This is a genomic window from Methylobacterium sp. 1A, from assembly GCF_058072805.1.
The window spans coordinates 121,209-142,876 of sequence record NZ_JBYQVE010000001.1; the positions used below are offsets into that span (position 1 = coordinate 121,209).

19 protein-coding genes are annotated in these 21,668 nt (G+C 73.0%); 14 read left to right on the forward strand and 5 right to left on the reverse strand.

The features are described 5' to 3' along the window. Positions 1-120: 120 nt before the first annotated feature. Positions 121-2,706, reverse strand: a complete 2,586-nt coding sequence (locus ACX9MN_RS00595; RefSeq protein ID WP_489723506.1) for an ABC transporter ATP-binding protein — start codon at positions 2,704-2,706, stop codon at positions 121-123. Positions 2,707-3,028: 322 nt separating this feature from the next. Between ACX9MN_RS00595 and ACX9MN_RS00600 the strand changes: the two genes are divergently transcribed. From ACX9MN_RS00600 to ACX9MN_RS00665, 14 genes are all read left to right on the forward strand, one after another. Beyond that, complete coding sequence (locus ACX9MN_RS00600) at positions 3,029-3,688, forward strand: cytochrome c3 family protein (RefSeq protein ID WP_020092384.1); 660 nt, start codon at positions 3,029-3,031, stop codon at positions 3,686-3,688. Next, positions 3,685-6,657: a TAT-variant-translocated molybdopterin oxidoreductase gene (locus tag ACX9MN_RS00605; RefSeq protein WP_489723507.1), complete on the forward strand. Its 2,973-nt coding sequence runs from the start codon at positions 3,685-3,687 to the stop codon at positions 6,655-6,657. Before ACX9MN_RS00600 ends, ACX9MN_RS00605 begins: the two co-directional genes overlap by 4 nt. Positions 6,658-6,659: 2 nt before the next feature. Continuing rightward, positions 6,660-8,657: a quinol:electron acceptor oxidoreductase subunit ActD gene (locus ACX9MN_RS00610; RefSeq protein ID WP_489723508.1), complete on the forward strand. Its 1,998-nt coding sequence runs from the start codon at positions 6,660-6,662 to the stop codon at positions 8,655-8,657. Further along, positions 8,654-9,220, forward strand: a complete 567-nt coding sequence (locus tag ACX9MN_RS00615; protein ID WP_489723509.1) for a c-type cytochrome — start codon at positions 8,654-8,656, stop codon at positions 9,218-9,220. Before ACX9MN_RS00610 ends, ACX9MN_RS00615 begins: the two co-directional genes overlap by 4 nt. Then, positions 9,217-10,278 carry a hypothetical protein gene (locus ACX9MN_RS00620; protein WP_091927237.1) on the forward strand — a complete coding sequence of 354 codons (1,062 nt, stop codon included), beginning with the start codon at positions 9,217-9,219 and terminating at the stop codon, positions 10,276-10,278. Before ACX9MN_RS00615 ends, ACX9MN_RS00620 begins: the two co-directional genes overlap by 4 nt. After that, a complete protein-coding gene (locus ACX9MN_RS00625; protein ID WP_447700203.1) occupies positions 10,275-10,763 on the forward strand; it encodes a hypothetical protein in 489 nt (162 codons plus the stop codon). The genes ACX9MN_RS00620 and ACX9MN_RS00625 overlap by 4 nt, the downstream gene beginning before the upstream one ends. Beyond that, positions 10,760-11,749 (forward strand): cytochrome c oxidase subunit II, encoded by a 990-nt coding sequence (gene coxB, locus ACX9MN_RS00630; RefSeq protein WP_056523418.1) that lies wholly within the window; start codon positions 10,760-10,762, stop codon positions 11,747-11,749. The genes ACX9MN_RS00625 and coxB overlap by 4 nt, the downstream gene beginning before the upstream one ends. Continuing rightward, the gene (locus tag ACX9MN_RS00635; protein ID WP_056523416.1) at positions 11,746-13,422 is read left to right on the forward strand and encodes a cytochrome c oxidase subunit I; all 1,677 of its coding nucleotides are present in this window, start codon (positions 11,746-11,748) and stop codon (positions 13,420-13,422) included. The genes coxB and ACX9MN_RS00635 overlap by 4 nt, the downstream gene beginning before the upstream one ends. Then, positions 13,419-14,078 carry a cytochrome c oxidase subunit 3 gene (locus ACX9MN_RS00640; RefSeq protein ID WP_056523414.1) on the forward strand — a complete coding sequence of 220 codons (660 nt, stop codon included), beginning with the start codon at positions 13,419-13,421 and terminating at the stop codon, positions 14,076-14,078. The genes ACX9MN_RS00635 and ACX9MN_RS00640 overlap by 4 nt, the downstream gene beginning before the upstream one ends. 1 nt (position 14,079) lies before the next feature. Continuing rightward, complete coding sequence (locus tag ACX9MN_RS00645) at positions 14,080-14,391, forward strand: oxidase (RefSeq protein WP_489723510.1); 312 nt, start codon at positions 14,080-14,082, stop codon at positions 14,389-14,391. A gap of 78 nt (positions 14,392-14,469) precedes the next feature. Beyond that, complete coding sequence (locus ACX9MN_RS00650; RefSeq protein ID WP_091927234.1) at positions 14,470-15,255, forward strand: class II glutamine amidotransferase; 786 nt, start codon at positions 14,470-14,472, stop codon at positions 15,253-15,255. A gap of 163 nt (positions 15,256-15,418) precedes the next feature. Further along, on the forward strand, positions 15,419-16,159 hold the full coding sequence (locus ACX9MN_RS00655) for a NepR family anti-sigma factor (RefSeq protein WP_020092373.1): 741 nt from the start codon (positions 15,419-15,421) through the stop codon (positions 16,157-16,159). Positions 16,160-16,285: 126 nt separating this feature from the next. Next, positions 16,286-16,699 (forward strand): DUF1236 domain-containing protein, encoded by a 414-nt coding sequence (locus ACX9MN_RS00660; RefSeq protein ID WP_020092372.1) that lies wholly within the window; start codon positions 16,286-16,288, stop codon positions 16,697-16,699. Between the two features lie 132 nt (positions 16,700-16,831). Then, complete coding sequence (locus ACX9MN_RS00665; protein ID WP_091682192.1) at positions 16,832-17,107, forward strand: hypothetical protein; 276 nt, start codon at positions 16,832-16,834, stop codon at positions 17,105-17,107. Between the two features lie 4 nt (positions 17,108-17,111). On the opposite strand, the gene mscL is transcribed toward ACX9MN_RS00665, so the two are convergent. The 4 genes from mscL to ACX9MN_RS00685 all read right to left on the reverse strand — a co-directional run bounded on the left by mscL (position 17,112) and on the right by ACX9MN_RS00685 (position 21,612). Further along, the gene (mscL, locus tag ACX9MN_RS00670; RefSeq protein WP_020092370.1) at positions 17,112-17,531 is read right to left on the reverse strand and encodes a large conductance mechanosensitive channel protein MscL; all 420 of its coding nucleotides are present in this window, start codon (positions 17,529-17,531) and stop codon (positions 17,112-17,114) included. A gap of 69 nt (positions 17,532-17,600) precedes the next feature. After that, the gene (locus tag ACX9MN_RS00675; RefSeq protein WP_020092369.1) at positions 17,601-18,476 is read right to left on the reverse strand and encodes a CDP-alcohol phosphatidyltransferase family protein; all 876 of its coding nucleotides are present in this window, start codon (positions 18,474-18,476) and stop codon (positions 17,601-17,603) included. A 7-nt stretch (positions 18,477-18,483) separates the two neighbouring features. Beyond that, positions 18,484-19,194 carry a phosphatidylserine decarboxylase gene (locus tag ACX9MN_RS00680; protein ID WP_020092368.1) on the reverse strand — a complete coding sequence of 237 codons (711 nt, stop codon included), beginning with the start codon at positions 19,192-19,194 and terminating at the stop codon, positions 18,484-18,486. 1,134 nt (positions 19,195-20,328) lie between these two features. Further along, positions 20,329-21,612 carry an RsmB/NOP family class I SAM-dependent RNA methyltransferase gene (locus ACX9MN_RS00685; protein WP_489723511.1) on the reverse strand — a complete coding sequence of 428 codons (1,284 nt, stop codon included), beginning with the start codon at positions 21,610-21,612 and terminating at the stop codon, positions 20,329-20,331. Between the last annotated feature and the right edge of the window lie 56 nt (positions 21,613-21,668).

Genomic DNA, 21,668 nt, shown 5'->3' on the forward strand with positions numbered 1-21,668 from the left:
ACGGGCGCGGCCTCGCGACCTGACGGAGTATTGCGGCGGCCGTGAGGCTGCGTCCTGCCCGCCCGCCACCCCCGCGGAGGCGCCGCCTCCCCCGCGGACGGGCACCGCCGCCGGTTCCCCTCAGGCCGCGGGTTCCGGCTCCCGCTCGGCATCCGCCTGCACGGGCGCGACGACCGCGCTGTTCTCCACGGCGATCACCGCGTCGAACGGCGCGGCGCACTCGGCGAGGCCCGTCTCGGACAGGAAGACGATGAGGCCGCGCCCGGCCCGCGCCTGCCGCAGCTGGGCGAGACGCTCGCGCGCGCCCTCGGCCTTCCGCTCGTCCATCGCGACCGCCACCACGAGGATGTCGGGGTCGCGGGCGAGGCACCGGCTCAGCTCGATCGCCACCCGCTCGCGGGCGTTGATCGCGCCGTCCGCCAGCGCCCCGGTGCTGGGCTGGATCTCGACCTTGCTGTCGAGGCCGAGGCCGTAGACCGAGGCCTCGAGGCCCTCGTCGGCCAGCACCCGGCGCACCAGTTCGCGCACCCGCGGCTCGGCATTGGCCTCGCCGAGGCTGATCCGGCCGAACAGCAGGTTCTCCTCCAGGCTCGCGGCCGGATTGACCCGCGAGGGATCGTGGAAGACCACCGCGCCGGCGAGGTGGGCCGGCAGCATCCGGGCGAAGGACCGGCGCGCCTGCACGAGGCGCTCCTCGAACGGGCCGTCGATCAGGCCGAAGCGGTGGCGGGACTCGTTGTAGCGCAGCGCGAGGCCGATCAGCCGCGCGCGGTCGCGCTGGCCCGCCGGTCCCCGCCGCAGGCTCGCCGCGCCTGGCAGGCGCGCCACGAGATCCTCGAAATAGCCCCGCTCGGCCGCCTGGAACAGCGAGTAGGCGTCGAACAGGGGGTGGTCGTTGGGCAGGTCGGCGAAGATCTCCACCGTGCTGCGGGCCGCCGACAGGCCGATCTCGGTGAGCGGCCGGACCAGCCCCTCGGCCTCCAGGACCGCCCGCAGGTAGGGGTGGCGGGCGAAGCGCAGGGGCGCGAAGGTGCCGCCCACCGGCTCGCCGAACAGGATGTTCTCGCCGATGCTCGCCTGATTGTTGTAGCGGTCGGGGTCGAAGGGCTCGACTAGGCGCTCGGCGCCCTTGGCGGCCAGCGCCACCCGCATGGTGCGGCGCGCGGCGACGATCGCGGCGGCGAGCCGCGGCTGGGCGGCCGGGTCGAGCCGCCCGGTCAGCCCGCGGGCGTACACGAAGCCGTCGAGTCCGGTGAGCCGGCTGATACCGATCAGCGCGATGTCGTCGGGCGCGGTCGCCGGATCGGTGCCGTAGAGCAGGTTCTGCCGGAGGGAGCCCTCCATCAGGATCGCCTCGCCGGACGTGAAGGCGATCCGCCGGGCGCGCTCGGCGGGGTCGAAGTCGCGCAGGTCCGTGCCCGCGTAGGTGACGGCGCCGGCCGTCGGCTCGACCTGGCCGGCCAGCACCGCCGCCAGCGCGCGGGCGCCGCTGCCGCGGCTGCCCGTGATCGCCACGTGCCCCGGCATCGACACGGCCACGTCGACGCCGGTCAGGCGCTCGCCCGTGGCCGGATCGAAGGCGCCGACGCCCTCGGTGGCCAGGATCCCGGACCGGGGCAGCGGCAGGACGGCGGCGCCGCTGCGGGCGGCCCGGGCCCGCCGCCCCTCGAGGGCCGCGATGGTGCGGGCGAGGTCGCGCAGGCGCGGGCGCACGGACCTGCGGACCATCCAGAGCCGCGCGCAGATCGCCGCGAGCCAGCCGGCGAGGCCGAAGGCGCCCACGGCCGCCACGAGGGCGGCCGGATCCACCGGGGCCGCGGGCGGCTGGCCCGGTCCCGAGCGCCACAGCGCGGTGCCGGCGGCGATCGCCGGAAGGATCACCGCCAGGGCCAGGGCCGGCGCCCGGGCATAGGCCAGCCGCGCCTCGGCCCGCCCGACATTGGCGCGCATCGCGGCGACGCGGGCGGCGATCCGGCGGCGCTCGATGGCCGCCGCGCCGTGGTTGCGCACGGCGGGCAGCCGCCGGACGAGGTCGTTCAGGCTCTCCTCGGCGCGCGCGCTCGAGCGCAGCCGCAGCTCGTGCCGGTCGCGCGCGCGCTCGAGCACCAGCCCGTAGGCGAGGCCGATCGCCGCGAGGCCGATCACCGCCGCGGGGACCAGCCGGGGCGCGGCGAGCGCCGCGAAGCCGAGGGCCAGGATCAGGGCCGCGATGGTCATCGCCGGCAGGACGATGCCGGCGGCCAGCAGGCGGTCGGCCCGGGCCAGCACCTCGCCGACGATCCGGGTGAGGCCGCGCGCCTCGTCCCGGGCGCCCGCGGGCGCGTCCAGGATCGCCTGCAACACGCCCTCGCGGACGGCGTCCCCGGCCCTGTTCTGCGCCTTGAAGCACAGGCGCGCCACGAACCAGCCGACCCCCGCCAGCGCCAGCGCGCAGACCGCGATGCACAGGAAGGCCGTGAGTTCGAGTTCGGCGGGGCGCATCGGGATGCCGGGGACGAGCACCAGTTCGCGGCCCGGGAGTTGCGCCGCCACGCGCAGGAACGGGAGAACCGGCGCCTCGTCGCGCGGCAGGACCGCGATCAGGTCGCGCAGGCACAGGAGCGCGAGCGCGCAGAGCGGCGCGCCGACCCCGACCGCGAGGGCCGCCGCGACGGTGTGCTGAGGCCGCGCGGCGCGCCACGTCAGGAGGAGAGGATCGGATTCCATGCGTCTCCGGACAGCATCGGGCGGGTCCGCCACCGTCCGCGGCATAGGCCTTCGGGGCCGCGGCGGAAAGGGCGGGCGGCGCGGCCCGGCCCCGTGCGACATGTCGGCAGAACTGATCCAAGTTCTAGCCCTGGAATGGAAGCGCTCTAGGTTGGATTCCGTGCGCGGCGCGACCCTGGAGGCTGCCGCGAGGCCCGGTCGCCGCGTCCGCCCGGGCCGCGTCGCGCGGGCGTGCCGGCGCAGCCGATCTCGGGCGGGACCAGAGGATGGGGTGACGCGTGCGGCGAGGGGCTGAGCAGACCGAAGGGCCCGGGACCGCCTGATGGCGCAGCTGTTCACCCCGGGCGCCGACGCGCTCTACCGCCTCGCGCTGATGACCGGCGTGGCCTGCCTGGTGGGCGTCCCGGTCCTGGCGGCCGGGATCGTGCGCTCGAACTACGTCACGGGCGTCGGGATCGCGCCGGCCCAGCCGCTGCCGTTCAGCCACAAGCACCATTCCGGCGAGCTCGGCATCCAGTGCCGCTACTGCCACACCACGGTCGACCGGGAGGCCACCGCCGGCATCCCGCCGACGCACACCTGCATGACCTGCCACTCGCAGATCTGGACCGGCTCCGAGATGCTCAAGCCGGTGCGCGACAGCTACGCGCAGGACAAGCCGCTGGAATGGAAGCGGCTGAACAAGCTGCCGCAATACGTCTACTACAACCACTCCGTCCACGTGACGAAGGGGATCGGCTGCTCGACCTGCCACGGCGACGTCACGTCGATGCAGATGACCTACCGGGCCAACGCCTTCGAGATGCAGTTCTGCCTCGATTGCCACCGGGCCCCGGAGAAGTACGTCCGCACGCCGGATCAGGTCTGGAACATGACCTGGAAGCCGCCGGCCGATCAGGCGAGTCTGGGCCCGAAGCTCGTGGCCCAGTACCATATCCGCGGCGGGGAGCGGCTGACCGAATGCGGGATCTGCCACCGATGACCGGCGCCCCCGACATCGCGGCCCTGCGCGAAAAACTCGCCGGCGGCGACGGACCGCGCTTCTGGCGCAGCCTCGACGCCGTGGCCGACAGCCCCGAGTTCCGCGCCTACCTGGCGGCCGAGTTCCCGTCGGCGTCCCGGCTCGCCGCTGCCCCGGAGCGGCGCGGCTTCCTGAAGCTCATGGCCGCCTCCTTCGCGCTGGGCGGCCTCACGGCCTGCGGCGGGGGCAGCGGCCGCGACTACGAGGTGCCCTACGTCAACCAGCCCGAGCGGATCGTGCCCGGCACGGACCTGTCCTACGCCTCCTCGGCGGTGTTCGACGGCTTCGGCAACGGCATCCTGGTCACCACCCGCAACGGCCGCCCCCTGAAGATCGAGGGCAACCCCGAGCATCCCTGGAGCCGCGGCGGCACCGACGTGCTGGCCCAGGCCTCGGTCCTCGGGCTCTACGACCCGTTCCGCTCCCAGGCGGTGCAGCATCTCGGCCGGCCGAGCTCCTGGCCGGCGTTCCGGGCGGATCTCCAGGCGCGGATGCCGGGCTGGCGCGAGAGCCGGGGCGAGGGCCTCGCCCTGCTCACCGGCCCGGTGACGTCGCCCGGCGTGGCGGCCCAGATCGCGCGGCTGCGGGCCGCCTACCCGGCTCTGCGCTGGTACGCCGGCGCCGGGGCCGGCCGCGGCGGGATCTACGAGGGCGCCCGCCAGGCCTACGGCCGGCCGCTGGAGACCATCCCGGATTTCGGCCGCGCCCGCACCATCGTGGCGCTGGACGGCGATTTCCTGGACCTCGGGCCCGGCCAGGTCGGCCTGGCGCGGCGCTGGAGCGAGGCGCGGCGCGCGGCCTACGCGGAGGGGCGCCTCCTCACCCTCCACGCGGCGGCGCCGACGCCGACGCTGACCAGCGCCAAAGCGGATTACGGACTCGCGGTCCCGGCCGGCCGGCTGGAGAATCTCGCCCGGGACCTCCTCGCCCTGGCCGCCGGCGGCGCGGCGCCGGCGGGCGACGACCCCGTCGCGCGCTGGACGCAGGGTGCCGGCACGGCGCTCGCCGAGGCCCGGGGAAGCGGCATCGTCACCGCCGGCCTGACCGCGAGCCCGGAACTGCACACGCTGGTCCACCGCCTCAACGGCGCCCTCGGCAACACCGGGGCGACCCTGGTCCACACCGCGCCCGCGGAGGAGACCGGCGCCGGGACCCTGGCAGAGCTCGCGGAGGCCATGGATCAGGGTGCCGTCAAGGCGCTCGTCGTGCTCGGCGCCAACCCGGTCTACGAGGCGCCGGGCGCCCTCGATTTCGCCGCCCGGATGGCGCGCGTCCCGCTCAAGATCCACGCGGGGCTCTACTACGACGAGACCGGCGCGCACGCCGACTGGCACCTGCCCGCCGCCCACCCGCTGGAATCCTGGGGCGACATCCGGTCCCTCGACGGGACCGTGGGGCTGATCCAGCCGACCGTCGCGCCCCTCTACAACGGTCGGACGCCCTCGGAGATTCTGGCCTTCCTGGCCGGCGGCGAGGGTGGGGAGAGCGGCCAGGACGCCCTCGACCTCCTCAAGGCGGGCGCGCGCAGCGCCGGCGAGGACGACGCGGCCTTCGAGGCCCGCTTCACCGAGGCCCTGCGCCTCGGCTTCTGGGCGGGCAGCGCGCGCCCGGCCGAGACCGTCGCGCTGACGCAGGCGGCGGCCCCCGCGGCCGCCCCATCCCCCGCGTCCGCCGGCGAGGTCGAGGTGCTGTTCCGGCCCGATCCGACGATCTGGGACGGCACCCACGCCGACCTCGCGTGGCTGCAGGAACTCCCGAAGCCGCTGACCAAGGTGGTCTGGGAGAACGTGGTCGCGGTGAGCCCGCGCCTCGCCGAGCGCGCAGGGATCGCGACGGGCGACATCCTGCGGGTCGAGGCCGGCGGCCGCGCGGTCGAGGGGCCGGCCTGGATCCTGCCCGGCCAGGCCGACGACACCGTCACCCTCACCCTGGGCTACGGCCGCGACGTGCCGGACCACCTCGCCCGCGGCCTCGGCTACGATTCCGCGCCCCTGCGCCCGGCCGGTTCGACCTGGCGCCTCGCCGGCGCCCGGCTGACGAAGACCGGCCGCGTGCGCAAGCCGGTCACTACTCAGCATCTCGGCACGATGGAGGGGCAGGACCTCGTGCGCGTCCAGGCGCTCGGCGCCGCGCCCGCGGGCGACCCGAAGGGTACGCCGACCCCCGCCTCGTTCTACCCGCCCCCGGAGAGCCAGGACCGCTGGGTCGCCGCGCAGTGGGGCATGGCCATCGACCTCGACGCCTGCATCGGCTGCAACGCCTGCGTCACCGCCTGCCAGGCGGAGAACAACATCCCCGTGGTCGGGCGCGAGGAGGTCGCGCTCGGCCGCTGGATGGGCTGGCTGCGGGTCGACCGCTACTACGCGGGCGGCCTCGACGCGCCGACCACGCATTTCCAGCCGGTGCCCTGCATGCATTGCGAGCAGGCGCCCTGCGAGCTCGGCTGCCCCGTCGAGGCGACGCTCCACGACAGCGAGGGCCTGAACCTGCAGGTCTACAACCGCTGCGTCGGCACCCGGACCTGCCAGAGCTACTGCCCCTACAAGGTCCGGCGCTTCAACTACCGCGACTATACCGGCGGCACGACCCCGGTGGAGCAGCAGCAGCGCAACCCCGAGGTCACGGTCCGGTCCCGCGGCGTGATGGAGAAGTGCACCTACTGCATCCAGCGGATCACGGCGGCGCGGATCACCTCGGCCAAGGACGCCCACGCGCCGATCCCCGACGGGAGCGTCGAGACCGCCTGCCAGGGCGCCTGCCCGACCCGGGCGATCACCTTCGGCAACGTTGCCGACCCGGGGAGCCAGGTCTCGGCCGCCCGCCGGGACACGCGGGAATACGCGCTCCTCGGGCATCTCAACACGCGGCCGCGCACCACTTACCTCGCCGGGCTCGCCCCGGCCGCCGATCCCAACGGACGGGAGGGCTGAGCATGTCCGGCGCCCTGATCCGGCCCGACGCGACCCTCGAGGACATCGGCGGCGCGGTCGCGGAGATCCCGCTGACGCATCCCGGTAACCGCCGCTGGTGGATCGCCTTCGCGGGGGCGGCCTCGCTGCTCGGCCTGTTCGTCCTCACCCTCGGCTACCTGCTCTACGCCGGCCCCGGCATCTGGGCGAACAACAACGCCGTCGTCTGGGCGCTGGACATCGCGAGCTACGACTGGTGGATCGGCGTCGCCTCCGGCAGCCTGCTGGTCTCGGCGATCCTGCTCCTGCTCGGCGCGGAGTGGCGCGGGGCGGTGAACCGCGTCGCCGAGACCCTGGCGCTGCTCGCCACCGCGGCCGCCGGCCTCTACCCGATCATCCATCTCGGGCGGCCCTGGTTCTTCTTCTGGAACCTGCCCTACCCCAACACCTACGATCTCTGGCCGCAGTTCCGCTCGCCGCTCCTGTGGGACGCGATCGACATCGTGTCGTTCCTGGTGATCTGCGTCAGCCTCTGGTTCATCGGCCTGCTGCCGGACCTCGCGACGCTGCGCGACCGGGCCCACGTCGAGGCGCTCCGCCAGTTCGACGCGAAGGCGCCGACCCGCAAGCTCGCCCTCCTGCGCGCGCAGGTCTACGGCATCCTCGCCTCGGGCTGGCGCGGCTCGGCGGCCCACTGGCAGATCTGGGTCCAGGCCTACCGGACGGTGGCGCTCCTCGGCGTGCTGCTGGTGGTCTCGGTCCAGACCGGGGCCTCGGTCATGCTGGCGGGCTCGCTGATGCCCGGCTGGCACAGCACGCTGCTGCCGGTGAGCTTCCTGGTCAACGCGGTCTATTCGGGCGTCGGCGTCACGGCGGTGACCGTGATGCTGATCCGCCTCGTCTACGGCCTCGACGCCCTGGTGACGGACCGCCATCTCGACGTCCTCGGGCGGCTGCTGCTCTGCCTCGGCTGCGCCAGCGCCTACTGCTACGCGGCCGAGTACTTCGACACCTTCCTCAACGGCGACGCCGAGGGGCGCGGCGTCCTGGTCCGGCGCATGACCGGCGACCACGCCCTGGTGTCCTGGACGGCGGTCCTGTGCCTCGTCCTGCCCGCGCAGATCCTGTGGTCGGCCCGCGCCCGCACGGCGCCGCCGGCGATCGCGGCGGTGGGGCTCCTCGTGGCGATCGGTGCCTACGCCGACCACGTCATGGTCCTGGTCGTCACCCTGACGCAGGACTTCCTGCCCTCCTCGAGGCTGCCCTACACGTCCGACATCTGGGGCATCGCCACCTTCGCGGGCTCGATCGGGCTGTTCCTGACCCTGCTGCTCCTGTTCCTGCGCTACCTGCCGGCCGTCTCGATCGTCGAGAGCCGCCGCCTCGCCCTGACGGCGTCGCCGGCCGCGCAGGAGGCCGCCCGCGCGGCCGCGTCCGGGGCCACGGGTCGCCCCGAGGAGAACCCGGTCACCGCGCCCCTGTGGGGCGTGTCCGCGACCTTCGCGAGCCAGGGCGACCTCGCTGCCGCCCTCCAGGCGGTCTCCGGGATCGGCCCGGACCACGTCCATCTCGACGGGCACGGACCGGTGCCGATGCCCCGCACCCTGCGGCCCCTGGGCCTGGAGGGGCGCTCGATCCTGCCCTACGCCCTGGCAGGCGCCCTGTTCGGCGGCTTCGGCTTCTTCGCGCTGTGCATCTACGCCACGGCCTACGACTACGTGTTCCTGATCGGCGGCCGCCCGCGCCTGTCCTGGCCGTCCTTCGTGGTCCCGAGCGTCTCCTTCGCGATGATGGCCGGCTGCGTGGCGATCCACCTCGCGCTCCTCGTGCTCAACCGCCTGCCGCGCCTGAACCACCCGGCCTTCAACATCCCGGGCTTCCTGCGCGCCTCGGAGGACCGGTTCTTCCTCTCCGCCGAGGCGCGGGGCGACCGGTTCGACGCGGCGCGGATGGAGCGGCGGCTCGCCTCCCTGCCGGCCGAGGCCGGGCGCCCCCTCGAGATCCGGCGGATCCCGCGATGAGGCGCGTCGTCCGCCGCACCGCCCGCCGCGCCGGGCCGCGCGCCCTCCTCGCCTGCCTGGCCCTCGCGCCGCTCGCCGCCTGCGGCGAGGCCGACATGGCCGATCAGGCCCGGGCCAAGACCTGGGACAAGAACCCGTTCTTCCCCCGCGAGATCACGATGCGCCAGCCGGTGGCCGGCACCGTGCCGCGGATCGATCCGGCCCGCGCGGCGCCGCAGCCGCAGGCGATCAGCCGGGCGCTCCTCGACCAGGGCCGCGAGCGCTACGGCGTGTTCTGCACCCCCTGCCACGGGCAGGACGGCCGCGGCGCCGGGATGATCGTGGCCCGGGGCTTCCCGTCCGCCGGCGACCTCACCGCCGGGCCGGTGCGCGCGGCTTCCGCGTCCGACCTGTACGACGCCATCTCGAACGGCCGGAAGGCGATGTTCGGCATGGCCCAGATGATCCCCTCGGCCGACCGCTGGGCGATCGTCGCCTACGTCCGCGCCCTCCAGCTCAGCCAGGACACCCCGGTGGCGAGCCTGCCCGAGGCGGATCGCGCGCGGCTGGAGGCGACGCGGTGAGGCGCCCCGCCCTGCTCGGCCTCGCCGGCCTCGTCCTCCTGGCCGTCTGCCTGATCGCGGGCGGCTGGCGCGGAGCCGCGGCCTCGTATCTCGCGGCGTGGCTGGTCCTCCTCGCTCTGCCGGTCGGCGCCCTGCCGGTGGTCATCGTGGCCGAGCGCTTCGGCAAGCGGGTCCGCGAGCGCGGCGGCATCGAGATGCTGGCGGGCCTGCGCCGGCTGACGGCTCTGATGCCGGTCGCGGCCGTGCTGGCGCTGCCGCTGCTGGCCGCCGCGCCGCTGCTCTATCCCTGGGTGAGCGCCCCGGCGCGCACGCCGCTGGCCGCCCTGTGGTTCACGGTGCCGTTCTTCGCGGTCCGAGTCATCGCCTACCTCGCGGCCTGGACCTGGCTGGCGCTGCGCTTCGCCAGACCGTTCGACGCGCCCGGCGAGGGGCGGACCGTGCCGGCGGTGGGGCTGCACGCGGTCATCGGCACGCTGTTCGTCACCGACGTCGTCGCCTCCCTGGATCCGCGGCTCGACTCCACCCTCCTGGGTCTCCTGGTGATGACGGCGTGGAGCGGCCTCGCCTTCGCGGCGGCGATCCTGCTGGCCTGGGAGGAGCCGGAGCCCGTGGGGCGCGGCCGCACGGCCCCCGGCCGGGGCCGGCTCGTCCCCCTCGTCGTGCTCCTCGGCCTCTGGGCCTACATGCACTTCGTGCAGTTCCTGATCGTCTGGTCGGCCAACCTGCCGCCCGAGGTGGCGTGGTACCTCGCCCGCGGCGGCTGGGTCGGGCGGGCACTGGCGATCGTGGCCGGCGCGGTCGTGGTCCTGGCCGGGCTCGCGACCCTGCGGCCGGGCCGCCCGACCACCCGGATCCTGGCCGGCGCGGCGCTCGCCGTCCACGCCCTGGAGATGTTCTGGCTGGTCACCCCGGCGGTGCGCGACCGCTTCGTCCTCCGGCCGAGCGACGTGCTGGCCGCCGGCGCCGTGGCCTGCCTCGCGGCCGCGCTGCGCCCGCTGATGCGTCCGCGCGCAGACCGCGCGGCCGCGACCGCCCGCCGCGCCGGGAGGCCGGCATGAGCGCGGACGGACCCACCGGCCTGATCCCGGCGATCCTCGCGGGGCTGACCCTGCGCGGCAGCGGCCTCCTGAACGGGCGGCCGCCGCGCCCGGCGGCCAACACCCAGCGCCATCCCGACGATCCCGGGCACGAGACGCGCGACGTCAACGTCCGCAACACCGTGCTGGTGATGGCGGGCCTCGCGCTCGCGGCGCTGGCGGTCGTCGGCGCGATGGTCTGGCTGATGGGCACCTTCGCGGCGAGCCAGCGCCGGGCGCTGCCCGCCCTGACGCCGCAGCAGACGACTCGGCTGGCGCCGCCGCCGCCGAACCTGCAGGCCGACCCCTACGCCGACCTGGACCGCGAGCGGGCCGAGACCGCGGCGCGCCTCTCCGGCTACGGCTACCGGGATGAGGCCCGCACTCGCGCCCGCATCCCGATCGGGCGCGCCATGGACCTGACCGTCGGCCGCTCCCTCGAACCGGCGGAGCCCGCTGCGCGATGACGCCGAGCCACGACTCCCTCCAGCTCTGGCCCGCCGCGGTCTCCGCCACGGCGATCGAGACCGATTGGCTGATCCTGGCCTTCACGGTGCTGACGCTGCTGCTGACCGTGCCGGTCTTCGTGGCGATCACCTACTTCGCCCTGCGCTACCGCGAGGGCTCCGAGGCGGACCGGAGCCCCTCGGGCATCCGGTCGAACCTCATCGAGATCAGCTGGATGCTGATCCCGTTCCTGCTGACGCTGATCTTCTTCGTCTGGGGCGCCCGGCTGTTCGTCGAGTCGAAGAACCCGCCCCCCGACGCCATGGTGGTCGAGGTGATCGGCCGGCAGTGGATGTGGAAGTTCCAGCACCCGACGGGCCAGTCCGAGATCAACAACCTGCACCTGCCGATCGGCCAGCCGATCCGGCTGCACATCATCAGCCAGGACGTGATCCACGCCCTCTACCTGCCGGCCGTGCGGATGCAGGTGGCGGCCCTGCCCGACCGCTACACCGACCTGTGGTTCAAGGCCGAGAAGACCGGCACCTACCATCTCTACTGCTCGGAATATTGCGGCACCGACCATTCCGTGATGGGCGGCGAGGTCACCTTCATGAATCCCGGCGACTACCAGGACTGGCTGACCCACGCCGGCGCGCAGCAGGGCAAGGTCGCGGCGGGCCGGGCGCTCTACGAGGCCTATGGCTGCGCCGGCTGCCACGACCCCGGTTCGTCCGTGAAGGCGCCGAGCCTCGCGGGCCTCTACGGCAGCCAAGTCAAGCTCGCGGACGGGCGCACCGTCACCGCCGACGACGCGTGGCTGCGCGAGAAGATCCTGAACCCGAACGGCGACCGGCTCGCCGGCGGTGGCAAGCAGGTGATGCCGAGCTTCGCCGGCCGGATCCCGGCGGACGAGCTCGGCACGCTGATCGATTTCCTGAAATCCTACGCGGGTCCGGCCTCCGGCAAGGCCGCGGACGCGGCGCTGCCGGGAGCGACACGATGAGCGCATCGGGCAGCGTCGGCGGCACCGCCCGCCGGGAACCCCACGCCCCGGAATCCACGATCGGGCGAAAATCCGACTACCTGCACGCGGAATCGACCCTGCGCTCGTGGTTCCTCACCACCGATCACAAGCGCATCGCGATCCTCTACCTCGCCTCGATCACCGGCTTCTTCGTGATCGGGGCCCTGGCGGCCGGCGTAGTGCGCCTGGCGCTCGTCGTGCCGAACGGCGCGATCATGACCAACGACACCTACAACAAGGCCTTCACCATCCACGGGGTGGTGATGGTCTGGTTCTTCCTGATCCCGTCGATCCCCGCGACCTTCGGCAACTTCCTGATCCCGCTGATGATCGGGGCCAAGGACCTCGCCTTCCCGAAGCTCAACCTGACGAGCTGGTACGTGTTCATGGCCGGCGCCCTGTTCACCCTGGTCTCGGTGGTGCTCGGCGGCGTCGACACCGGCTGGACCTTCTACGCGCCGCTCTCCACCGCCTTCTCGAACACCTGGGTGCTGCCGGCGCTGATCGGCGTCACGATCGTGGGCTTCTCGTCGATCCTGACCGGGCTCAATTTCGTGGTCACGATCCACACCATGCGGGCGCCCGGCATGACGTGGTTCAAGCTGCCGATCTTCGTCTGGTCGCACTACGCCACGAGCCTGATCTTCCTGCTGGCCACCCCCGTCATCACCACCGCGCTGATCCTGCTGATCGCGGAGCGCGCCTTCCACATCGGCGTTTTCGACCCGGCCTACGGCGGCGACCCGGTGCTGTTCCAGCACCTGTTCTGGTTCTACTCGCACCCGGCCGTCTACATCATGGTCCTGCCCGGCATGGGGGTGATCTCCGAGATCGTCCCGGCCTTCGCGCAGAAGAAGCTGTTCGGCTACCGCTTCGTCGCCTACGCCTCGATCGGGCTGGCCTCGGTGACCTTCTTCGTGTGGGGCCACCACATGTTCGTCAACGGCCAGAGCGACCTGGCCTCGCTGGTGTTCTCCGCCCTGTCCTTCGCGGTGGCGGTGCCCTCCGCCGTGAAGGTCTACAACTGGACGGCCACGATCCATAAGGGGGCGCTCCGGCTCGACACGCCGATGCTCTACGCGATGGGCTATATCGGCCTGTTCGTGCTCGGCGGGCTCACCGGCCTCTACCTCGCGACGCTCGCCATCAACCAGCACATCCACGCGACCTACTTCGTGGTCGCGCATTTCCACTACATCATGGTCGGCGGCACGGTGCTGGCCTTCCTCGGCGGGCTGCACTTCTGGTGGCCGAAATTCACCGGCCGGATGTACAGCGAGCCCTGGGGGCGGGTCTCGGCGCTGCTGATCTTCCTCGGCTTCAACGTGACCTTCTTCCCGCAGTTCATCCTCGGCTATCTGGGGATGCCGCGGCGCTACGCGACCTACCCGGCCGAGTTCCAGCTCCTGAACGTCCTGTCCTCGGCCGGCGCCACGATCCTGGCGGCGGGCTACCTCTTCCCGATGCTCTACCTCGTCTATTCCCTCTGGTTCGGGCGGAAGGCGCCCGCCAACCCGTGGAACGCGAAGGGGCTCGAGTGGGAGACGTCGTCCCCGCCGCCGACGCACAATTTCCTGTCCCCGCCGGAGGTGCCGCGCATCCCCTACGACTACCCGATCCAGGCCCAGGAAGCCCGGGACCAGCACGGATGAGCGAGCCCCTCGCCGACGGCGTCGGGGTCGCCCGCGCCCACCATTTCGAGAGCGTGGCGCAGCAGCGCGAGGCGGCGACGCTCGGCATCTGGGCGTGGCTGATCACCGAGCTCCTGCTGTTCGCGGCCCTGTTCCTGGTGGCGCTGATCACCCGGATCCAGCACCCCGAGGCGACGGTCGCGGCGGCCAAGCACCTGAAGTTCTGGATCGGGGCCACCAACACCGTGGTGCTGATCTGCTCCAGCCTGACCATGTCGATGGCGATCGAGTTCTCGCGCATGGGCTGGCAGCGCGCCATGGTCCGGGCGATGCTGGCGACCGCGGCTTTGGGCGGCCTGTTCCTCGTGCTCAAGGGCTACGAGTACTACGCCGACTGGGCCGAGCACATGATGCCGTTCCTCAGCGACAGGCCCTTCGCCCTCGCCGAGACGCCGGCGGCGCGGCTGTTCGTGAACCTCTACTACGTCGCGACGCTGCTCCACGCGCTGCACCTGTTCACCGGCATCGCGCTCCTGCTCGGCATGACGTGGATGGCCGCCAGGGCCGGGTTCCTCGCCCGGCACCAGAACTGGATCGAGGTCTACGGCCTGTACTGGCACTTCATCGATCTGGTCTGGATCCTCGCCTTCCCGATCCTCTACGTGGTGAACCGGTAGGATGTGGAACCCCCTCGCGACCCTGAGCGCCGACGACCGCGCCCTGCTCCGGAAGCGCCTGCGCACGCCCATCCTCACCTTCCTGGCGCTGCTCGCCCTGCTCGCCGTCAACGTGACGCTGGGCGCCACCCTCCCCTTCGCGCAGGTCTGGATCGTAGAGCTCGCGGTCGTCGCCGTGATGGTGGCGCTGATCCTCCTCGTCTCCATGGAGGTGATCCACGAGCCGCCGCTGATCCGGCTGTTCTCGGGGCTCGGCTTCTTCTGGGTCGCCATCATGGTCGGCATGACGCTGACCGACTATCTCGCCCGCTGACCCGCGCGAAAGCCGTTGTCGGAACGGCCGAACGCTCCTAAACGGGGCCGCTTCCCCGCATGGCCCGGCTGAAAGACGATGTGCGAACTGCTCGGCATGAGCGCCAACGTGCCGACCGACATCCGCTTCTCCTTCGCGGGCCTCGCCCGGCGCGGCGGCGAGACCGGGCCGCACGCCGACGGCTGGGGTATCAGCTTCTACGACGGCCGCACCTGTCGCAGCTTCCACGAGCCGGAGCCCAGCGCCCGCTCGCAGCTCGCCCGGCTCCTGCGCGACATGCCGATCAAGAGCCGGATCGTGGTCGCCCATGTCCGCAAGGCCAATCGCGGCCGGGTCAGCCTGGAGAACACCCACCCGTTCTCCCGGGAGTTGTGGGGCCGCCGCTGGACCTTCGCGCATAACGGTCAGCTCAAGGGCGTGAAGCGGCTGCCGCTGGGCGGCTTCATGCCGATCGGTTCCACCGACAGCGAGCACGCCTTCTGCTGGATGCTCGGCCGTCTCCAGGCCCGGTTCCGCGCCCTGCCCCGCCCCGAGACCCTCGACCGGGCGGTGGCCGACCTCGCGGGCGAGCTGCACGCGCTCGGCGTGTTCAACATGCTGCTCACCGACAGCCGCACCCTCTACGCCCATTGCGGCAAGCGCCTCTGCTATCTCACCCGCTGCGCGCCCTTCGGGAAGGCCACCCTGATCGACGAGGACTGGCAGGTGGATTTCGCCAAGGAGACCACCGAGCACGACGTGGTGACGGTCATCGCCACGCAGGCGCTGACCCGGGACGAGTGCTGGACCGATCTCGCCCGCGGCGACGTCCTGACCCTGCGCGACGGAGCGATCCGGCTGTTGAGACCGGCCAACTTAGCTTAAGTGTGTTTTGCCCGAGGGTGCATGGCCGCGGCCGATGCGCTAGAATCCCGGTAACAGGAGCGCATCGGCCGGACCTCACTACCGGTTCGAGCCGGCAAGCGCTCCGCCTCGACCCGCTCGGGACCACAGGTCGAGCCACGATGAGTTGACGAGCGCGATACGCATGACCCGCGACGACACCGACACCGTCCTGTCCCAGGAGGACGGGACTCGGGATGGCCGCCCGAACCTGGCGCCCGGCATCCGCACGCATCTCGGGGAGCACCTGCGCACGGTCTACGACCGGATCGGCGAGGAGACGCTGCCGTCCCGCTTCGCCGAGCTGATCGAGAAGCTCGAGGCGGCGCTGCGCGCCCGGGGCGAGGCGATCGAGCCCGAATTCCGCAACGGCCTGCTCGCGGCCGTGCCGTCGCTGCGCGCCTTCGCGCTGTCGCTGACCTCGAACCCGGCCCGCTCGGACGACCTCGTCCAGGACACCCTGCTGAAGGGCTGGCAGCACCGCGCCCGCTTCCAGCCGGGGACGAACCTGAACGCGTGGCTGTTCACGATCCTGCGCAACATCTTCTACTCGGACCATCGCAAGCGGGTCCGCGAGGTCGAGGACCAGGACGGGTCCTACGCGGCCCGGCTCGCCACCGCGCCGCACCAGGGCGACAGGCTCGACGTCGAGGACCTGCAGTCGGCGCTCGCCAAGCTGCCGCCGGACCAGCGTGAGGCGCTGGTGCTGGTCGGCGCCGAGGGCGTCTCCTACGAGGAGGCCGCGACGATCATGGGCTGCAAGGTCGGCACCGTGAAGAGCCGCGTCAGCCGCGCCCGCGGCCGCCTCGCGGAGCTTCTGGGCTACGACGAGGAGGATCTCGGCTCCGACCGGTTCATCCAGTCGGCGATGCCCAAGGACGCGTAGGCGCCCAGGCCGCCGCGGGCCGGCGCTCCACAAAAAAAGATGCATCCGATTCCGGGGATCGGGCGTTACCGGCCCGAGCTTCGCTGCGCCCGCGCGGCGAAACACCACGGAACGGAGACGCACCGCATGACCTTCAAGACCCTCATCGCCGCCTCGGCCCTCGCCCTCTCGCTGCCGCTGGCCGCCCAGGCCCAGGGCACCATCCCGGGCGCGGAGCGCGGCGCGGCCGCGGGTGCGGACGCGGCCGGCCCGATCGGCGGCATCGTCGGCGGCGCGGTCGGCGCGGCCACCGGCACGGTGGGCGGCATCCTCGGCGTCGACATGGCCCCGCGCTTCCGCAGCTACGTCCGCGAGCGCAACGTCCGCTCGTACGACTACGACGGCCGCGTCGCCGTCGGCACGACCCTGCCGAACTCGGGCGTGACCTACTACGACGTCCCGAGCGAGTACCGCGTGCAGCCGGGCTACCGCTACACCGTGGTGAACGATCGCCCGGTGCTGGTCGACCGCGGTCACCGCATCGTCGAGGTCATCGACTAAGACCCTGGGCCGGTCTCATGCCGGCCCGAACGCCCCCGGAGCTTGGCTCCGGGGGCAGTCCCGCAGACGCGGCCGCCGGCGCAACGCTTCATCCGTCCGGCCGTTGACGACGGTTCGACCCGTGAGGCGATCATGAGCGACACTCCCACCGATCCGAAATCCACGCTCCCCGAGCCGGTGCGCGATCATCTCGGCCAGCAACTGCGCAGCGTGCTGCCGGTCGGTCCCGACAAGCCGCGTTTCCTCGGCGACGATCCGGTGCCGGACGCGTTCGAGCCGCAGATCCGCAGGCTCGAGACCCGCCTGAAGACCCACGAGGAGGGCACCGGCGCCGTCGGGCAGGCCCTCGACCAGATCCTCGACGCCTTCGGGGTGAAGCCGTCGGACGACGACACGCGCGCGGGCTGAGCCGTCAGACGCGCGGCTTCGTCGCCAGCAGGTCGCGGATCTCGGAGAGCAGCTTCACGTCGGCCGGCACCTCGTCGGGCTTCTTGACCTCGGCGTGCTGCAGACGATTCATCGCCCGGATCACCAGGAACAGCACGAAGGCGACGATGGCGAAGTTGAGCGTCAGCGTCAGGAACTGGCCGTAGCCGAGGACGGCGCCCTGCTTCTTCGCGTCCACGTAGGGCAGGCCGGCCTGCACCTTGGACGAGAGCGGGATGTAGTAGTTCGAGAAATCGAGCCCGCCCGTGATCGCGCCGATCACCGGCATGAAAATGTCCTGCACGGCCGAATTGACGATGGCCCCGAAGGCCGCGCCGATGATCACGCCGACCGCGAGATCGACCACGTTCCCGCGCAGCGCGAACTTCTTGAATTCCTCGAGCATCTCCGAGATCCCCTCCGCGAACGCTGCCAAGGTAGGGGAGAATCCCGCGGCGGCCAGCGCCCGGTCCGGCTAGACGGCCGGCGGCCGCGCCTCCGCGCCGCTCTCGGGCTGCGCGTCCGCCCCGGCCGCCGGCCGTTCCCCGGCCGGGAGCGCCGGCTCCGCCTTGAGCCGCCGGCGATACTGGGCGGCGACGACCGGGATGGTCAGCAGGTAGCCGCCGCTCACCGCCACCAGCGCTTCGAACGGGTAACTGATCAGGATGCCGAAGGCCGCGACGCCGAACAGGAAGATCGGCAGGACGAGGCTGCGCGGTACCCGCTTGCCCATGGTCTTGCCCGAGTAGGTCGGGACCGTGGAGACCACCAAGAGGGCGATGCACAGCACGTAGATCAGGACCGCCGGCGCGGCCCAGGTCTCGATGCCGAAGCCTAGGAAGTGCAAGTAGAGCGGCAGCATCGCGGTGAGCGCCCCCGCCGGGGCCGGCATGCCGACGAAGAAGTCCTTCTTCCATTCCGGCCGGTTCGGGTCGTCCAGCATCGCGTTGAAGCGGGCGAGGCGCAGCGCCATGGCGATGGCGAAGATCAGCGCCACGATCCAGCCCACCGACTTCAGGTGGAACAGCACGAAGCCGTAGAGGATCAGGGCCGGGGCGCAGCCGAAATTCACGAAGTCGGCGAGCGAATCGAGCTCGGCGCCGAAGCGCGACGTGCCCTTGAGCAGCCGCGCCACCCGCCCGTCGATGCCGTCCAGCACGCCCGCCACCACCACGGCGATGACCGCGGGCTCGAACTTGCCCTCGAAGGCGAGCCGGATCGCGGTCAGCCCGAGGCAGAGCGCCATCAGGGTGATCATGTTGGGCGCGATCATCCGGAACGGCACCGGCTTGAACCGGCGCGGCCGCGGCTCGTTCGGATCGGGCGCGAAGGGCGGGAAGAGATCGTCCATGGCCGCCTCAGATCCGCTTGAACAGCCGCTCCGGGCCGCCGCCGAGATCGGCCAGCACCGTCTCGCCGGCCACCGCCTTCTGGCCGAGGCCGACCAGCACGGTCGAGCCGGCCGGCAGGTACACGTCCACCCGCGAGCCGAAGCGGATCAGGCCGAACCGCTCGCCGACGCCGAGCACGTCGCCCGCCGCGACGAAGCCGACGATGCGCCGCGCCACGAGCCCGGCGATCTGCACCACGCCGACCCGCTTCGGCTGGCCGGCATGGGTCGTCTCGATGACCATGCCGTTGCGCTCGTTGTCGTCGCTGGCCTTGTCGAGCTCGGCGTTGAGGAACAGGCCCGGCGTGTAGTGGATCTGGCCGATCCGGCCCGCCACCGGCACCCGGTTCACGTGGCAGTCGAACACGTTCATGAATACCGAGACGCGCAGGGTCGGCACCTGCGGCAGGTCGAGCTCGGGCGGCGGCAGGACGGTGGCGATGAGGTTCACGCGGCCGTCGGCGGGCGAGATCACGAGCCCGTCCGCCACCGGGGTGACGCGCTCCGGATCGCGGAAGAAGTAGCAAACCCAGAGGGTGAGGATCAGGAAGATCCAGCCGAAGAACTGGGAGAAGTAGCCGGCCAGCACCGTCAGCACGATGCCGATCAGGATGAAGGGATAGCCCTCCTTGTGGATCGGCACGAGCGTCCGGCGGATCGTCTCGATCAGGTCGGTCATGGGCTCTTCGGACTCGAGGATGTCGCGGGCGGGCGGACGTGTCGGACGGGCGGATGGCAGTCCGCCGGGCCGCCGTCAACTTTCCAGGGGTCGCGGGTCGCCGCGGGCCGGAGCGCCCGCTCCGGCCGGGGGGCGCTCCGGTGCCGATTCGGGCGCGAAACGCCGAGGCTCGCGGACACGCGTGATCGTCCCCGCGCGCCGACTGGCGCCGGGGGCATGGCCCGGGAGGCGAGCACGAGGGACGCGGGACGCCGCGGGAACCCAGGTGTCGGCCAAGTACGCGCGGGATCCGATCCCCGCGGCGCCCCGCGGCATCGGCCGGGCATGGTCCCCGGCCGGTGCCGTCTGTCTCGTCGCGACGTCTCCGACGTCCCGGTCCTGCGACTCCCCGTGAGCGGTCTCGGTCGCGGTGCAGGCACGCCGTACTCGCACGCCGTGCCCGCACCTCCGGAACCCGCATCGGCGCCGTGGCCTTCCAGCCGTTCCCCGCCTCGTAGTGGGCGGGTCCGCAGGTCGCTCAGGGTCGGCCCAGAGGCGGGTCGGCGCGGGGGCATTTCCTCACCCCGCCGGGCACAGTGCCGCCCGGTCTCACGCCCGCGTCCGAGGCACGCCCCGCACCGGTCCGTCGCCCGGGGCGATGGCGGCTGAGAGCCACCGACGCGGGCGCCGCCCCGTCCCCGGACCCGCACGGTCAGCCACCGGGCGGGCCCCCGAAGGACGCCCTGGGATCGCTCCCGGGCCGCCGCGGACCGGTGCGGTCAGGAAGCACAAAATAGGAACATTGTCAAGGCAAACTGAGCCGCGCGCCGCTTTCGACGACGCCTCTCCGTCCTCGCGAGCGCAGCGAAGCGACCCAGGGCGGCGCGACGTCGTTGAGCGGGGCGCGGCCCTGGCCCGCTCCGCTCCGCTCGCGAGGACGGCGGAACCGATCCTATGACCCGGAAACGATGTGAGAGTCGGGCGCGGGTCCCTCTCCCGTGCGGGAGAGGGATCGCGTCGCGGCGCGGCTGTGCCGACCGGCAGACTCCTGTCTTCCGGGCCTTTGCAACACGATCGGGAACGCGCCGTCGGCGGGTCCGGGTTCCGAGCTCGCCTGCGGCGCCCCGGAATGACGGGTCGGAGGCGGGCGACCGGTCAGTCCGCCCGCCGGAGGCGGCTCGCGAAGAAGCCGTCGAGGCCGCCGCGGGCGCCTTCCAACTCCGGCAGGTGGCACGGCAGCGTGCGCAGGTCGCCGCGGTCGTCGATCAGCGCCGCGGCGCCGCCGACCTCCTCGGGCCGGACCGGCACCCGCGCGTAGCGGGGATCGCGGGCCAGGAACGCCGCTACCTGCGCTTCGCCCTCTTCCGGCTCCAGCGAGCAGGTGCAGTAGACGAGGAGGCCGCCCGGCCGCACCAGCCCGGCCGCGTGGTCGAGGAGCTTCGCCTGGAGCGCGGCGAGCCGCCCGATATCGGCCTCGGCCTTCGTCCAGGCCACGTCCGGATGGCGCCGGATCGTCCCGGTGGCCGAGCACGGCGCGTCGAGCAGCACGGCGTCGTGGTCCTGCGGCTCCAGGGCGAGGGCGTCGGCGACCACGACGTCGACGGCGAAGCCGAGCCGCGCGACGTTCTCGCGCAGGCGCTCCAGCCGCGGTGCGGACCGATCGACCGCCGTGACCCGGGCGCCGGTGGCGGCGAGCTGCAGGGTCTTGCCGCCGGGCGCCGCGCAGAGGTCGAGGACGCGGGTGCCGTCCCGCGGCGCCAGGAGCCGGGCCGGCAGCGCCGCGGCGGCGTCCTGGACCCACCACGCTCCCTCCTGGAAGCCCGGCAGCTCGGGGATGGCCGGGCCGTTCTCGGGCAGGCGCAGGGAGCCGGTCGGCAGGGTCACGGCGCCGAGCCGCGCGGCCCAGTCGGCGGGCTCGCCCCGCGGCGTCAGGTCGATGGCGGCCCCCGCGAGGTGGGCGCGGGCGATCGCGGCCGCGCGCTCGGGCCCGTAGGCCGCGATCCAGCGGCGGGCGAGCCAGTCCGGCGTGTTGACCGCCAGGGCGTCGGCGTCCGCGGCCAGGATCGCGTCGCGCTCGCGGGCGACCCGGCGCAGCACCGCGTTGACGAGCCCGGCGAGATGGGCCGTGCGGGTATCCGCCTTGGCGAGCCGCACGGCGAGGTCGACCGCGGCGTGGTCGGGGACCGCGAGGTCGAGGATCTGGGCGGTCGCGGTGGCCAGCAGGGCCGTGAGCTGCGGCTTGGCCGCCGGGAGCCCGCGCTCGAGCCGCGCGGCCAGGGCGGCGCGGATCAGACCGTAGCGGCGGAAGGTCGCCACCGCGATGGCCCGCGCCAGCCCCGCATCGGCCGGCGCCAGCGCCTCGGCGTGGATCGCCTGGGCGAGGGCGTCGTCGAGGGCGGGGGGGCGCTCCTGGCCGATCAGGGCCGCGACCGCCTGCATCGCCGCGCGGCGCGCCCTCAGTCCCGCGATGTCCGGACCGGTCCCGCCCGGTGCCG